This is a genomic window from Pseudomonas sp. Snoq117.2, assembly GCF_900110545.1.
GTDB lineage: Bacteria > Pseudomonadota > Gammaproteobacteria > Pseudomonadales > Pseudomonadaceae > Chryseomonas > Chryseomonas benzopyrenica.
The window spans coordinates 294,133-308,756 of record NZ_FOED01000006.1 but is presented as its reverse complement, the minus strand read 5'-3'; the positions used below and the strand labels follow the sequence as shown (position 1 = coordinate 308,756).

The window sequence follows — 14,624 nt, the reverse complement described above, 5'->3', positions numbered from 1 at the left end:
GTACTTCAGTTGCACTCCTTGGCAAAGTACGCGGCGGCCTTTTTTAAGATGTCTCGCTCTTCAGTCACGCGCTTGAGTTCTGCGCGAAGCTTGCGCAGTTCGGCTTGCTGCTCATCGTCTTGCTGACGCTGCTCTTGGGGTTTGCTGTAGAGCTTGATCCAGGCGTAGAGGCTGTGAACAGACATGCCCAGGCGCTGGGCAACATCGGCGACAGGATTGCCTTTCTCGGTCACTTGCTTGACCGCTTCGATCTTGAATTCTTCGGGGTAACGCTGACGACTCATGGCACCTCCTATTTGGGCCTCATTATGAGGCTTGGAGGTGTCTACGAAACCAGGGGCGATTCAGAGTGACAGGCGTAAAGCTGGTCAAATATGAGCTCGTCGATATCGAGCCTGGCGACTACATCGAAAGTGACAAAAAACGTTGGGCTAATCCTGACGTTCTGGACGCTTCGCTGAAGATGAGAGATGCCTTCAACGAGCGGGACAAAAATATCAAAGCTGATAGAAAGCGGCTGGAAGGATTATTTTCAGCGCATGCTGTTGGTAAACGGTACAAGAATAGACTTAGATTAATAATTCCATTTTAGTTTTAATCAGGGGCAGGCTTTTATGCAAAACGGTTTGGTTAATTTTCAAAATGATTTTAGTTTTGTCATCGATAATTTATCTGCAGAAAGTTGCTCGGGGTGGTATGCGCGAAAAGACGAGAAAGATAACTCCCTAGTATTTTTACTCAATGATAGAGAGGTTGCAAGAGTCAGTCCAGATATTGCAAGGCCAGATGTAGTAGCTGCTAAAGCTGGACCGTTAATCTCAGGTTACAAGGCTGGTTTTCATATTCAACTCAGATCTGGCGACAAGCTGGAAGTCAGAGCAAGCGATGAAGAGTTGCTGGCTAGTTTTGCCGTGCCAACAGTGAAGGGTAGGGAGCCGAGAACTGACAAAACGCTATTAGCCGAGATAGACAGCTTCGTGGAGTTAGATATTAACTCGCCAAAGCTTGAGCTTTTTGATAAAAATATTTTAGATCAGTATGAGCGGCTGACCAAAGAAACTCTTGCAGCAGATGGTTTTCAGTACGGTGCTGAGCTCATAAGGCTAATTTCTGAAATACGTGCAGACCTACATTACGTGAAAACTGCTTACATAGAGTCTGTCCGCTATAAAGAGCCAAAGTTTGACGATTCAATTCCAAAACAAGAAAAGAAGCTTAAACCGAGCGATGTGGTGATAGATATGCGTTCCAATGTCACCGGAGGCAATTGGTATCATGCAGAGCCACTAGGCAGATGGGCAGGGCCTGAAAACCAGAGTTCGATAATCATACCTGCAATGGAGCAAGGCCAGTATCGTATTGAGATAGATATCTCAGGTGAAATTAAATCTGGGATTCTTGACGAAATGGAGCTAAGTGTAAATGGCTCGGCTATTGCCTTTGAGCGGGCCTCTTCGGACGTGCCAACATTTATTTCGGGACTGTTTTCGGTTGGAGATGATTACCTTTTCCCTTTTTGGGTTGTAAATTTAGAGTTTAGAAAGCTTTACGCCCCTTCGGAGCTTGGTGGTACGGACAAACGCAAACTAGCGATATGTGTTCAGGCCGTTCGTTTGGTGAAGGTGCCGTGATGAAAATTTTATGGGTGACATCGATAGATGTTCCTGATGAAGTCTCTTCTGCAGAGATAGGCTTGGCTCGAAGCCTGAAGGAGAGAGGCTACTATATAAATGCGCTTATTATTGGTTGCAAGGAAGCGAATAATGCTTACTTTGCCGATAAGCCATGGGATAAGTTTTTAAGCTACGAAGCCTACGTCAGCGCGGAATACGATAATGAAAAGGTTATTCCGGAAATGGCGGGCTATATCAAAGCATTGCTGTCTCTTGAAAGACATGACGCGCTTTTTTGTAGTTCAGAATTTGCTGGCTATTTTATAGGGTTAGATTCATTTGCACATAAAGTGGTTATGCTCCGCCATAACTCAAATGAGCTTTTTTTCAAAAGTAATATTTGCTCAGCTTTTGAGCCAGCTTTCAGCATAAGTTTTGTGGAACCGAAAATCCAGAGCGAGTTAAGTTTCCCAGTCATTACGGTCGTGGACGAGGAAACTCGCTTGGCTGCTCTTGAATATCTCGAGTTCAAGAATTACAGCCGTCGCAAGAAAAGAGTTCTTATTGTTACTGATGTACGGTTTTGGCAACCAGGTCTCGGCAGTCACAGTCGAATTTTTTCACTTTGCCAATCGTTACAAGACCGCTTCCATGTGACTGTCTTTTTTTATGGCACCGTGACCAGTGCGGATTTAACTAACCTAAAATCATGGAACGTTAAGGCCGAGGTAGTGAGTTACAAAGAATATGAAAAAGAAGGAAAGGCTGTATCCGATAATAGTACAACTCCAGATGTAATAGGGCTGCGTAAAAAAAGATTTCCTATCTTCTATCAAACGCTATCAGTCTTTCTGAAAAAAAGCAGTCAATTTGATGTGGTGATCTGGGAGTATTTATGGCTTGCCTATACTGCCGATGCTTTAACCTATAGGGCGTTAAGAATACTAGACACCCATGATCTCATGTCCTATAGGAACTTCCGATTTAGCTCGAGGGCAGTGCCCGTTAATATATCTATTACTTTTGCCGAAGAGCTGGATATTCTGAATAGGTTTGATGTAGCGATAGCTATTCAGAACGAGGAGGCTAAAATTCTTTCTGCAAATCTTGATAAGGCAATCTCAATTTGTTGTCCACATGGGACACCTAAATTTAAGATCGGCGATATAAAGTTAGATAAATCTAATGATAGAGTCTTTGAAATAGGCTTCGTTGGCGGGAACAGTGAAGCCAATTATGCAGCAATAAATTGGTTTATTTATAACGTTTGGAGCTCCTTAAAATACCTGCCTATAAGGTTGAATGTCTACGGCAGCGTATGCGAAAGATTGCAACCTTCTGTCAAAGGTTTGATATTGCATGGCTTGGTACCAGATCTTGAGGTCGCTTATCGACAGTGCGACATAATGATAAATCCAATGATCCATGGCGGGGGCATCAAGATTAAGTCAGTAGAAGCATTGGCTTACGGAAAACCCCTCGTATCCTCGCCCGAAGGCGCGGTTGGCATTCAAGATCCAGAAAAATCAGGGATAATAGTCGTCAAAAATCGCAGTGAATATATCAGCGCAATACAGCGGTTAGCGGTAAGTCCGAACGAGATTGAGCTTATGAGTCAGGACGCACATCGGGCAGCTCTGGAGCAGTTCTCCGAATGTAAGGCGTTCGACCCTCTCATTAAACTCATTGAGCTCTATTAATGGATAGCATCAATAGAATTATCGTTACAGGCGACTTCCTTCGGCAGAGAAAAACCCAGGCGGGTGTGTCCTCTCAAGACGGTAATATAAACTGGCTTTATCATATGATAAGACCTAGCATCAGGTTACTGTGCGACTTACCTATAGTTTCCTTAACCTATGAAGGCGGAAGTGACGGATTGGCTGGCGATATTTATGCCGCCAACGGCAAAAAACCTTGCTTTGAGTCTTGGGTGGAGCTTTACGGTAAAAAACCCTCCCGCAAGGAGATGGGATTGATATATGGCAGGTTTGCTGGCTCGCTAGTAATCGCTTTTGAATTGCCAGAAATAATAAGAACAGCCTTTGATATATTGGAAATCCCTTATGTCGACATCACTATCCATCCCGTCAGATTCATGGATGACTTGCTATTCGGAGTTAGAAGCAATATTGCAGCGGCGATAGAGGTCATGTCGGAATTTATTGTATTCGACGATGAGATAAGGGTATACGGCGGCCTGGCGATGGCCACTCTCGTAAGACTCCCACGACTCGAAGTATGCGTAGGAGAGAATGTCGCTGTGTTTGCTGGTCAAACTACAGACGACAAGGTTTTAATAAAAAACGGAAAGCTGTTAGATGTGGATGAGTTTATTCCGCGTCTTCAGGAGCTTTGTGGCAACCATGAAAAGGTCCTGGTAAAGCCCCATCCGATGGCCGCTAACAACGACTTCATCTTGGCTTTAACCCGGCTCTTCAAAAACACCGTCCTTGTCAAAGACAATTTCTATCATCTTCTTTCACACGAACAGATAAGTACCGTTTATAGTTTGACGTCCAGCACCTCGATCGAGGCTGCACATCTATATAAAAGAGGTGTGCATCTTTCGGATTATCCTTATTTTTTCTGCGAGCATTCATGTTCTGGCGGTGCGTTTTTGAGTGTTAGGCCGCAAATATATTTACCAAAATTCTGGTCTGGAATATTAAATTTACTTGGTGTTGAAACTAAAAGATTTAACAGTTTCTGTGTTGAAGCTGTACCTAATCGAATGCGCATGAGTTTGCGTAGTTATTGGGGAGCTGATATTTTCAATAAGATATGAGTGCTAAAATGTACACTTCTATATCGGAGCTAGATGCAGTTGGAAAATATGGAAATTATCTTCCACTAACTAACTATCCTCGGGTTGACTACAGATCATTGTTGTCGTCAACAACGATATTTGACCCTCCGTTCTATACATTGAAATTCGAAAATGTTTATGTCCGAGGAGGGGACTTTTTAATATTTTGCCCTGAGAAGAGGGAGGTGTTTTACAAGGGGATTGTATTTAACGATATCGAAGCGCGATTGGATAGTAGTGGTTTTAGTTTGGAAGATGCAGAGTTGCACGGTGTGTATAAGCACGGCTCCGCATTTCTGTTAGGTGATAACTCAAACTATTATCACTGGCTCATCAATTATGCCGCAAGGCTAATGATTTATAGCGCAGATTTCAATGATAAGCCTCTTGTCATGTCGCCCATTAGGCCTAGGTTCATTGATGAGTTTTTGGGTAGAGCTCTTGGGCGAGAGCCGTCTATTCTTGGAGTTAAAAATGGCGAATTTGCTTTTTTCGAAGAGCTAATAGTTCCAAATTTTTTTCAGAATCCTATTCATAGCCCAACCGCTGTTTCATATATAAGGAAAGTTTTTGAAAGCATGCCTACACGCCTAGATAGGCGGAGTGGGAGATGTTATGTGACTAGGAATGAGCCGGGTAATAGCCGTCGTAGAGTAGTCAATGAGACGAATTTGATAGAGATGTTGCGATCAAAGGGGTTTGATATTATTTCATTGGCAGGAAAAAGTCTCGATTTGCAAAGTAAGCTTTTTGCTGAGTTAGGAGTTTTAGTCTCACCTCATGGCGCAGCCCTAGCCAATTTGGCGTTCGCTTCTCCGGGCTTGGAAGTTATCGAGCTTCAGAGCAAAGACTGTTTTACACGGGTTTACTGGGAACTCGGAAAACTGGTTCAGACTAAGCGTTACGATGTGCTTCCATGTGATCCGTTAGAGCAGGTGGAAAGGCATAAGAATCATCGTGATTTGATTGTTGATATAGATCTTTTAGAATCTAAAATTGACGCGCTGTCCTAATTGTTCTGGGTCGTTTTGGTATTGATATAAACGAGGATCTGGCGTTGTGGCTATTTTTCAAAAGCACGGAATCGTTTTATATGAGTATGTTAAGTTTACTGCAAAGGCTCGGCTTATCTGTGAATCGCCTGTTACCGCTAGGGCTATCACCTTAGGTATTCCTACTAGGATTGGAGCGTTCACCTACATCTCTGGACCGGCTACTCTTCGGGGGCTTGCTTCAATTGGGAGGTTTTGCAGTTTAGGGTCTAATATAAATATCGGCCCGGGTAACCATCCTGTTGATTGGCTCTCTAGTAGTCCTTTCCAATATAATGCCGCTTATTTTGATTCTCCAGAACTTAGGGGGCTTGGATCTACAGGATTAAGCTTCCAAGGTCCGCCTCCGGTACAGATTGGGAATGATGTTTGGATTGGTTCAAATGTTACCATATTATCTGGTATTAAAGTTGGCGACGGTGCGGTCATAGCGGCGGGATCTGTGGTAACTAAAGATGTGCCTGCCTATGCTATAGTAGGTGGCGTGCCCGCAAAAGTTATTAAGTTCCGATTTGAAAGCGAACTAGTTGAGAAAATTCTCGCTCTTTCTTGGTGGGATTACGATTTAAGAACTATCAAAGGAGTTTCTTTCAATAACGTATCGTCTGCCGTTAGCGAAATCCAAGACCTTATAGCACAAGGCATAGCTAGAAAAAGACTTGTTAAATCTGTAGAAATCGATCAGTCAATGATATGCTATAGTTCGGTTTGACATTGTACGATGCTAGGTTTCGTATGTACGGCTAAAAATGGCAGTTCCACGTCTACACTTATTATAGGTTTGATTTTATTTATAGCTAGCGCTGTTGGAAGTTCTGTGCGGGTTAATTTTGGTCCAAAGACTACAAAGTTAGTCTGAAATTTTAGTTTCTAGCTGGGGCAACGTGGGTTCAGATAATGATAAAGTTAGCGAATAAAGGCGGTGAAATACAAGAGGTCATCGGTCGCTGCAAAGCTAGCTTCTTTGCAATAGGCTTTTTTAGCATGTTTATTAATTTGCTAATGCTTGCTCCGCCTTTTTATATGCTCGAAGTTTATGATAGGGTTCTTACTAGCAGAAGCTCTATCACACTACTTATGCTTACTCTGATCTTGGCTCTGCTGATTTTAACGATGGGTGCGATTGAGTGGGTCAGATCTAGAGTGATGGTTAGGATATCCACAAAACTGGATTTAATGCTCAGTGAAAGAGTTTATTCTGCAAGTTTCAAGCAGGCGCTATATACAAATGGTATGGGCGCCTCCAGTCAACCTATGTCAGATTTGTCAGGTCTGAGACAGTTTTTGACAGGAAGCGGGGTTTTTGCTTTTTTTGATGCACCTTGGATACCTATTTATATCGCGGTGATGTTTTACTTTCATCCGTGGTTCGGGATGTTCACCATTGTCGGGGCAGCAATAGCTATTCTCCTAGCTGTTTTTAACGAACGTGCAACCAAAGCAAAGTTGTTAAGTGCTAATAAGGAAAACATAGGCGCTTTAAATTTGTTAATTTCCAGTCAGAGGAATGCTGAAGTTGTTTCTTCTATGGGTATGCTGGAAAATATAATGGCCCTATGGAAGCGCAAAAGCCATAAGGTTTTAAGCCTTCAAGGTAGCGCCAGCGATTTAGGCGGTATCATTTCTACTATTTCTCGTTCGTGGCGAATGCTTATTCAATCTCTGATACTGGGGTTGGGAGCTTATTTAGTTATAAATAATGAGATAACACCAGGTCTCATGACGGCGGCGTCGCTGCTAATCGGTCGAGCTTTGGCGCCTATTGACCAAATGATTGGTAACTGGAAGGGCTTTGTCTCAGCGCGAGGTCAATACGCACGTTTAAATGAAGTTCTTCAGACTATTCCCGCGGATCCCCAACGTATGTCACTTCCCGTACCGAAGGGAGATCTTTCGGTTGAACAGATTATTGTTACCCCTCCAGGAGGGTTTTCTCCTGTTATTAAAGGAATTACGTTTCGCGCTCCCGCTGGCGCATCGGTAGGGATTCTAGGCGCAAGTGCTGCTGGCAAGTCGACATTAGCTAGAGCCCTACTAGGCATTTGGCCAGCACAGAGCGGCAAGGTCCGTTTGGATGGTGCAGATATGTTCCAATTGGATCGAGCAGAGGTAGGCCCGTATCTCGGATATCTACCCCAAGACATCGAACTTTTCGAAGGTTCCATTGCAGACAACATCGCGCGCTTCGGCGAGTTGGATGCTGAGAAGGTCGTAGATGCGGCCAAGCTAGCAGGCGTACATGATATGATTCTGCGTCTACCCCAGGGCTATGACACCGTCATTGGGGCCCATGGAGGTGTCTTGTCAGGTGGCCAGCGCCAACGGATAGGGCTGGCTAGGGCGCTCTATGGCGATCCCAAACTAGTTATTCTCGATGAACCTAATTCGAACCTGGATGACGTAGGCGAGCGAGCCTTGGGCGAGGCGCTGATCAAGCTCAAGCAAAAAGGCACGACGCTGTTCATCATTACCCACAGGGTCAGTGCCCTGGCGTTTGTGGATAACCTCCTGGTGTTGAGCGAGGGGCAGATCGTCATGTCTGGCGCCCGCGATCAGGTCTTGGCTCAGCTCAAGGCTCAGCAGAGCGGCGGCTCTCAGCAGGTTGCCAATCCCGCGTCCGTCACGCCGTTGCCGCCCAAGCCCAGTAGTGCGGGCCAGCCGGGAGGTACGCCGGCATGAGGGATGTGTATGCAGAAGCCGCGGCGGCGGGTCTCAAGGTCGACGACGCACCCGTGCGGCGCCTGGGGTTCATGATTCTTTTCGTGGTATTTGGTATCGGTGGGGGCTGGGCGGCGCTGGCCCCCTTGGACAGTGCCGTCTATGCCTCGGGCCAGGTGGCGGTTGAAAGCTACCGCAAGACGATACAGCACCTGGAAGGCGGCATCGTCCGCGAGGTTCGTGTGCACGATGGCCAGGATGTAAGGGCCGGCGACGTACTCCTCGTCTTGGATCCCACCCAGACTTCCTCCGAACTCGAGGCAGTGCGTAGCCAACTGGTGGCCGCTCAAGCTCAGGAGGCTCGTCTATTAGCCGAGCGTGACGACGCTGATGAGGTCGTGTTCAAAGACAGCGATCTGTCCACGGCCGACAAGCGAGTTCAGGAAGCCCGCGCCAGCGAGCGGCAGATCTTCATTGCCAGCCGCGATGCACGTCGCGGGGAAGTAAATGTCTTGAAGAATCGTGCCGCTGAGTTGGAACAGCAGATCCGGGGCTATACCGAGATCATCGCTAGCAAAGAAAGCCTCTCCAAGTCCTATGCAAGCGAGATCAAGGATCTGAATTCTTTGCTCAAGGAAGGCTTCGTCAGCAACGAGAGACTGCGCGATCAGGAACGTAACCTCTCTCGCCTACAGGCGGAGATCGCCGATCAGCGTTCGTCCATCGCCCGTGCCAAAGTGCAGATAGGCGAGACGCGCTTGCAGATCCTTCAGACCACCCAGAAATTCAAGTCGGACGTTGCGAACAAGTTAGCTGATGCTCAGTCCCGTGTATACGAGGCACGTGAGCGTCTGGCCGCTCTGCAAGATAAATTCAATCGGACAGAGGTAAAGGCGCCGGTGGACGGTATGGTCATGGGCCTCGCGGTACACACCATCGGCGGTGTGGTACAACCGGGTACCAACTTGTTGGACATTGTGCCTCACGCTGCCAAGCTTATCGTCGAGACGCACATTGACCCCAAGGACATTGACCGGGTGGAGTTGGGCCGCAAGGCCGAGGTACGTTTCAGTGCCTTCAGCCATGCCAACACACCCATCATCGAGGGTGAACTGATCTATGTGTCCGCCGACCGGCTGACCAACGAACGAGACGGTACGCCCTACTACCTGGGGCGGGTTAAGTTGACCGACCAGGGCGTCAAGGATCTGGGCCATCGCGAACTCGTACCGGGCATGCCCGCTGATGTGCTGATCAACACCGGCTCGCGAACCATGCTTCAGTACTTGCTCAAGCCCGCGCGCAATGCCATGGCTCGCTCCATGATCGAGGAATGATGCCGGTGACATTTAAGCCCCTATCTCTAGCCATGCTGCTGGCTTGCGGCGGCGTAGCCTTAGCCCAAGCGAATGCCGCACCCGAGCCCCAGGCCTATATCGATCTTTGGAAGCTCTACCAAGACAGCACGGTATCCGATCCGCGTATCGGTGGCGCCGAGGCGCAGATACGTAATTTTGAGGGTCAGGAGCGTAGTGCCTATGGCCAACTGCTACCTCAGTTAAGCGGTGGCGTATCCAAGAGCTGGGTGCGACGCGAGGAGGCTACCCAGGATCTGCGTTACGATGGCGAAAACTACAATCTAACCCTGAGCCAGGCTCTCTATAACGCCGCCGCGTGGCGGGGGTTCAAACGCTACGAGCAGCTCACAGCGCAGTATCGTGCTCAGTTTGAAGACGCCAAGGTCGAGTCGGCAGCTGATTTGGTGCAACGTTACTTTGCGGCGCTGGCAGCCGAGGATAGCCTCGAGTTGATCACCGCCGAACGCAAGGCGACTCAGCGTAACCTAGATCGCGCCCAGGCGCTGTATGAGCGGCAGATGGGCACCGTGACCGATACGCTGCAGATATCAGCCAAAGTGGACAGTCTCAAGACTCAGGAGATCGAAGCGCGCAACCAGATCCAGGTGACGCGTGAGGCTTTAGCCGAGCTGATTGGACGACCGGTGTACCAGCCGCTCAAGCGCCTGAACGAAAATGCCGAGTTGACCCTGCCGCAGGGCGACGAAGAACAATGGGTTCAGTCGGCGGTGGCCAACAATCCTGCACTGCAGGCCAAGCAACGTGCGGTGGATGCGGCTAACTATGGCATCGCAGAGGCCAAGGCGGGTCACCTGCCCACGGTTAGCTTTAACCTGGGCGCGCAGCGCAGTGACTTCGCTTACGACAATGTGATTGCCGCTTCGGCCATCAATACCTATTCGGCTACGATCAGCGTGCAGATTCCCTTTTATAGCGGCGGCTCTACCCGTGCCCGGGTAGAGAGCACCTATGGCTCGCGCGATGCTGCCGAGCAGGACTACGAGATGATCCGTCGTCAGGTGGTCAAGGAAACCCGCACCGCTTATATGAAGAGCGCCGCCGATCTGGCCAAGATTGCCTCGTCGCGCAATGCACTGGATTCAGCTATCAAGTCACGGGCAGCCAACGAACGTTCGCTTGGCCTTGGAGTGGCGACAGCAGTAGACGTACTGAACGCGGTGCAGCAGGAATACAGCGCTCGGCGTGATTATCTGCAAGCGCAATACGACTTTGTTACCAACCAGCTGGTATTGCTGCGCTGGAGCGGTGGTTTCCGCGCTGCCGACATCCAGAAGATCAACGCCTGGCTAGCGGTGCCTACGCCGGGTGAGGAGCGCAAGAGCGGGGTGAAGGAGGGCGAGGTGACCAAGGGATGACCGGCGGGCAATAGGGTTTGCATCTGTGCTACCCGCACCTATATCGTCTGCCTCCTTAATCGGGGGCAGACGTTTTTCTGCCTGGGTACAGATCACTTGGAATGCCGGTGGCCGATCCTGTGTAGGGATTGGTGGGCCACTAAGTTCGCTTGAAAGGAGTTGAGTTGGATAGCTATGACCTCGGACCGCGCGTAGCGGCCACGGACGCTCCGGTTCTGCTTACCTTGGTGATACCGGTCTTCAACGAAACAGAGGCGATTCCCTTCTTCTTGGAACGGGTGAGCGCCGTCTTTGCCTCGCAGGTCGGAATCAACCTCGAATTCCTGTTCATCAACGATGGCAGCACCGACGCGACCTTGCACACTTTATTGGAGTGCCAACTGCGTGAACCACGCATCCGTGTTTTAGACCTGAGCCGTAACTTCGGCAAGGAGGCGGCCATGACCGCAGGCCTGCAAGAGGCTCGCGGTCAGTTAGTGGTGCCGATCGACGTCGATCTGCAGGATCCGCCCGAGGTGATCTTGCAGATGATCGCCAAGTGGCATGAGGGCTACGAGGTGGTCCTGGGCCGGCGGTTGAATCGGGACTCTGATTCCTGGGCCAAGCGCGCCTCGGCTAACTGGTTCTACCGTCTGCACAACAAGATCGCTGATCCCCAACTGCCGGAGAACGTCGGAGATTTCCGCCTTATGGATCGCTGCGTGGTGGAGGCGCTCAAGGAGCTGCCGGAGTCGCGCCGCTTCATGAAGGGGCTGTTCGCCTGGGTGGGTTTCCGCACGGCCTATGTGGACTATGCGCGCCCGGAGCGGGTCGCGGGATCGACCAAATTCAACGGCTGGCGGCTGTGGAATTTCGCTCTGGAGGGGGTCACCAGTTTCAGTACTGATCCCTTAAAAGTCTGGACCTATCTGGGCTCGGCGGTTTCTCTGGTGTCCTTTCTGTTAGCCATATCCATCGCCTTGAAGGTCTTGATCAAGGGCGTGGATGTGCCCGGTTATGCATCCATCATCGTCTCGGTCACGTTTCTGGGTGGACTACAGCTGATGGGCATTGGCATCCTTGGCGAGTATCTCGGGCGCACCTACATCGAGGCCAAGCGCCGTCCGGTCTACGTAGTACGCAAGACCTACGCCGTGGCCGATCGGTCCGAGTCATGATTGCCAGGCTCAAGGCGCTGCGCGAGCGGCGCGCCTTCGGCGAGCTGCTTTTGGCCAGCCGTTTCGGTCTAGTGGGACTGGCCGCCACCGCGATCCATCTTGCGATCGTCACCCTGCTGATCCGCCTCGCGCTCACGCCGCTGCTGGCAAACCTGGTGGCTTTTCTGTGCGCCTTTGGGGTGTCCTTCTGTGGTCACTACTTCTGGACTTTCCGAAGCGCGGCTGGAATCACTCGCGCTGTGCTGCGCTTCTTTCTCATCGCTGTGGGCGGCTTCCTAATCAACAGCGCATTACTGGCGCTGCTGTTGCACTGGACCACGCTGAACAGCACGACCTGTGCCTTCATCGCCGTTCTCGTCGTACCCGTGCTGTCGTTTCTGGCCAGTAAGTTCTGGGGCTTCGCCGCATAATCCGTTATGGTAGGGATTTGAATTTGAATACTCTCACTCATAAGCCGCAGCCGCCGCTGCGTCGTGATTTCCTTTGGGCCTTGACCCTGGGAACCTTGGCTTTCTTCTGGATACTCGGGCCTAGCGTGCTCAATCCGCTAAATGTCAGCTGGTTGAATGGCGGTGATCCTTTACAGAATTATCTCGGTTGGGCGTTTTACAAGAATTCTGCTTGGACAGTGCCGCTGGGGCTCAATCCGAGCTATGGCCTCGAGCTCAGTAACTCAATCGTCTATACCGATTCCAATCCGCTGTTCGCCATGGTGTTCAAGGCACTGTCACCGCTCTTGCCAAGTACTTTCCAGTACGTAGGGATATGGCTGCTCTGCTGTTTCATTCTTCAGGCCTTCTTTTCGCTAAAGCTGTTGGGCCTGGTCTCCAACGATCAACGCGTACTGATTTTGGGCAGCCTGTTCTTTTTGTTTGCTCCGCCTTTCATGTGGCGTGCCCAAGCTCACTTCAATCTGGTAGGGCACTTCATCGTCCTAGCGGGGTTATACCTGGTATTACGACCCGTGCCGCGCCGGCAGTCTATTGCTTGGGTTGCCCTATTCGCCATCGCAACCCTAACCCATGCGTACTTCCTGCCCATGCTCGCCGCCTTGTGGCTCGGCGATCTGACGTGGAAGTTTTACAAAAAAGACCTCCCGGCCTTCGCCTCAGCTATCGAGCTGGTCGCCGTGGCGGCGACCGTCATCTTCTGCGCCTGGCAGGCGGGCTACTTTGCCGTGAGCAATGGCGGCGCCTCTGCCACCGGCTATGGCGTGTACCGGTTCAATCTGCTAAGTCTCATTGATCCGGTGAACTCTTGGGATCCAGGGCCCATGGCTCGCTGGTCCTATGTATTGCGAGATATTCCGGAGGGCAGCGGCGATTACGAAGGGTTCAACTACCTGGGGCTCGGCACGCTGTTGCTCCTGCTTTTTGCTCTTCCCGGCTATTGCAATTCCGATGTCAAACTTACGTCCCCGATCAAGCGATATCCCTTCTTTTTCGTGATGCTTCTGGCCTTAGCGTTGTTCGCCATTACCCCTCGCATAGGGTTCGGCGCCTTCGAGTGGACGCTGCCTTTGAATGACAAGCTCGAGCGCCTTGCCAATATCTTTCGCGCCTCGGGTCGGCTGTTCTGGCCTGTTTACTATGTGGTAGTTCTGGCCATCCTCTACCTACTGTTGAAGACAACCAGAACTCGCGTTGCCGTGGGCTTCTTGGCGCTGGCTGCCTTCATTCAAATCGTCGATACCGGCAATTTCCGTGAGGGCTTCCAAGCCCGGGTACGCTCGGATGCTGCCTTAACCGTCACCACGCCGTTGAAAGCGCCCTTCTGGGAAATGGCAGCGCACCGCTATAAGAAAGTCAGAGCCACCCTTCCTACCAATCAGGGACGGGACTGGTCGACATTCTCGAAATACGCGGCGTCCTATGGCCTGGCAACCGATATGGTGTATCTGGCCCGCATGGACCAGAAGGCCCTGGCCGAAGCCGGTCAGGAGGCTAACGAACGCATTGCGAAGGGGGACTATGCCGCCGATACGCTCTACGTTGTCGATAGCTCTCAACTCGAGACGGTCAAGCAACATCTGAAACCACAGGATCTGCTCACGGCTGTGGATGGCTTCAACGTATTGGCGCCGGGATGGAATGCCTGTCAGGAGTGTCTGGCCGTCCAGGGCTTTGAGATTCCGGTAACCGGTGCCCGCCGATTCAGTGAGGAAGCTGGCACTACCTTGAGTTTCGTCAAGGGGCAAGTCACCGGCTCATATTTAGAGCATGGCTGGTCCTCGTTGGAGGATTGGGGCGTTTGGTCTAATGGTCAAGCAGCAACGCTGACCTTTCCAGCGACCAATCAGCTGCGAGGTGTCGCCTTCACGATGAATGCGTTCTTGACCTCGGTAACACCTGTGCAACGCATTGGGGTTTCTTTCAACGGCATCCCGGTGGGGGTCTTTCAGCTGAGTAAGGCCTCTGACAATCTTTTAGAGATCGAGCTACCTGCTGCGGTTAGGGACAGCATCGCCGAGCAGGGTTCGCTTACTGTCCAGTTTGATCTGAAGAGCGCAATCGTGCCGCGTGACCTAGGGCTTGGTAGCGATGATCGAATGCTGGCAATAGGCTTGAAAACCATTGCTCTATACTGAGATATCCTGAGCGC

At 50.4% G+C, this 14,624-nt stretch carries 11 protein-coding genes and 1 pseudogene; 11 read left to right on the top strand and 1 reads right to left on the bottom strand.

Features of this window, described 5'->3' with window-relative positions; translation table 11 throughout:
* Positions 1 to 284: pseudogene (locus tag BMZ43_RS26930) on the bottom strand (transposase); the annotation flags it as partial.
* Positions 285 to 614: 330 nt separating this feature from the next.
* Here BMZ43_RS26930 and BMZ43_RS26130 point away from each other — a divergent pair.
* The 11 genes from BMZ43_RS26130 to BMZ43_RS17425 all read left to right on the top strand — a co-directional run bounded on the left by BMZ43_RS26130 (position 615) and on the right by BMZ43_RS17425 (position 14,610).
* Complete coding sequence (locus tag BMZ43_RS26130; RefSeq protein ID WP_143075275.1) at positions 615 to 1,631, top strand: hypothetical protein; 1,017 nt, start codon at positions 615 to 617, stop codon at positions 1,629 to 1,631.
* The gene (locus BMZ43_RS17465; RefSeq protein WP_177344821.1) at positions 1,631 to 3,313 is read left to right on the top strand and encodes a glycosyltransferase; all 1,683 of its coding nucleotides are present in this window, start codon (positions 1,631 to 1,633) and stop codon (positions 3,311 to 3,313) included. Before BMZ43_RS26130 ends, BMZ43_RS17465 begins: the two co-directional genes overlap by 1 nt.
* Positions 3,313 to 4,401: a polysialyltransferase family glycosyltransferase gene (locus BMZ43_RS26125; protein WP_143075274.1), complete on the top strand. Its 1,089-nt coding sequence runs from the start codon at positions 3,313 to 3,315 to the stop codon at positions 4,399 to 4,401. Before BMZ43_RS17465 ends, BMZ43_RS26125 begins: the two co-directional genes overlap by 1 nt.
* Before the next feature lie 8 nt (positions 4,402 to 4,409).
* On the top strand, positions 4,410 to 5,435 hold the full coding sequence (locus BMZ43_RS17460) for a glycosyltransferase family 61 protein (protein WP_177344820.1): 1,026 nt from the start codon (positions 4,410 to 4,412) through the stop codon (positions 5,433 to 5,435).
* A 46-nt stretch (positions 5,436 to 5,481) separates the two neighbouring features.
* Positions 5,482 to 6,186, top strand: a complete 705-nt coding sequence (locus BMZ43_RS17455; RefSeq protein WP_093255234.1) for a CatB-related O-acetyltransferase — start codon at positions 5,482 to 5,484, stop codon at positions 6,184 to 6,186.
* 185 nt (positions 6,187 to 6,371) lie between these two features.
* Positions 6,372 to 8,153 carry a type I secretion system permease/ATPase gene (locus BMZ43_RS17450; RefSeq protein WP_093255231.1) on the top strand — a complete coding sequence of 594 codons (1,782 nt, stop codon included), beginning with the start codon at positions 6,372 to 6,374 and terminating at the stop codon, positions 8,151 to 8,153.
* On the top strand, positions 8,150 to 9,469 hold the full coding sequence (locus tag BMZ43_RS17445; protein ID WP_093255228.1) for an HlyD family type I secretion periplasmic adaptor subunit: 1,320 nt from the start codon (positions 8,150 to 8,152) through the stop codon (positions 9,467 to 9,469). The genes BMZ43_RS17450 and BMZ43_RS17445 overlap by 4 nt, the downstream gene beginning before the upstream one ends.
* Positions 9,470 to 9,474: 5 nt before the next feature.
* On the top strand, positions 9,475 to 10,866 hold the full coding sequence (locus BMZ43_RS17440; protein ID WP_256562997.1) for a TolC family outer membrane protein: 1,392 nt from the start codon (positions 9,475 to 9,477) through the stop codon (positions 10,864 to 10,866).
* A gap of 164 nt (positions 10,867 to 11,030) precedes the next feature.
* The gene (locus BMZ43_RS17435) at positions 11,031 to 12,023 is read left to right on the top strand and encodes a glycosyltransferase family 2 protein (protein WP_093255222.1); all 993 of its coding nucleotides are present in this window, start codon (positions 11,031 to 11,033) and stop codon (positions 12,021 to 12,023) included.
* Positions 12,020 to 12,433 (top strand): GtrA family protein, encoded by a 414-nt coding sequence (locus tag BMZ43_RS17430; protein ID WP_093255219.1) that lies wholly within the window; start codon positions 12,020 to 12,022, stop codon positions 12,431 to 12,433. Before BMZ43_RS17435 ends, BMZ43_RS17430 begins: the two co-directional genes overlap by 4 nt.
* A gap of 23 nt (positions 12,434 to 12,456) precedes the next feature.
* The gene (locus tag BMZ43_RS17425) at positions 12,457 to 14,610 is read left to right on the top strand and encodes a DUF6311 domain-containing protein (RefSeq protein WP_143075273.1); all 2,154 of its coding nucleotides are present in this window, start codon (positions 12,457 to 12,459) and stop codon (positions 14,608 to 14,610) included.
* Positions 14,611 to 14,624: the final 14 nt, after the last annotated feature.

What these genes read in the sequence shown, in the direction of transcription:
- BMZ43_RS26130 (WP_143075275.1), top strand. Translation starts at nt 615, where the DNA reads ATGCAAAACGGTTTGGTTAATTTTCAAAATGATTTTAGTTTTGTCATC.
- BMZ43_RS17460 (WP_177344820.1), top strand. Translation starts at nt 4,410, where the DNA reads ATGTACACTTCTATATCGGAGCTAGATGCAGTTGGAAAATATGGAAAT.
- BMZ43_RS26125 (WP_143075274.1), top strand. Translation starts at nt 3,313, where the DNA reads ATGGATAGCATCAATAGAATTATCGTTACAGGCGACTTCCTTCGGCAG.
- BMZ43_RS17465 (WP_177344821.1), top strand. Translation starts at nt 1,631, where the DNA reads ATGAAAATTTTATGGGTGACATCGATAGATGTTCCTGATGAAGTCTCT.
- BMZ43_RS17430 (WP_093255219.1), top strand. Translation starts at nt 12,020, where the DNA reads ATGATTGCCAGGCTCAAGGCGCTGCGCGAGCGGCGCGCCTTCGGCGAG.
- BMZ43_RS17445 (WP_093255228.1), top strand. Translation starts at nt 8,150, where the DNA reads ATGAGGGATGTGTATGCAGAAGCCGCGGCGGCGGGTCTCAAGGTCGAC.
- BMZ43_RS17450 (WP_093255231.1), top strand. Translation starts at nt 6,372, where the DNA reads ATGATAAAGTTAGCGAATAAAGGCGGTGAAATACAAGAGGTCATCGGT.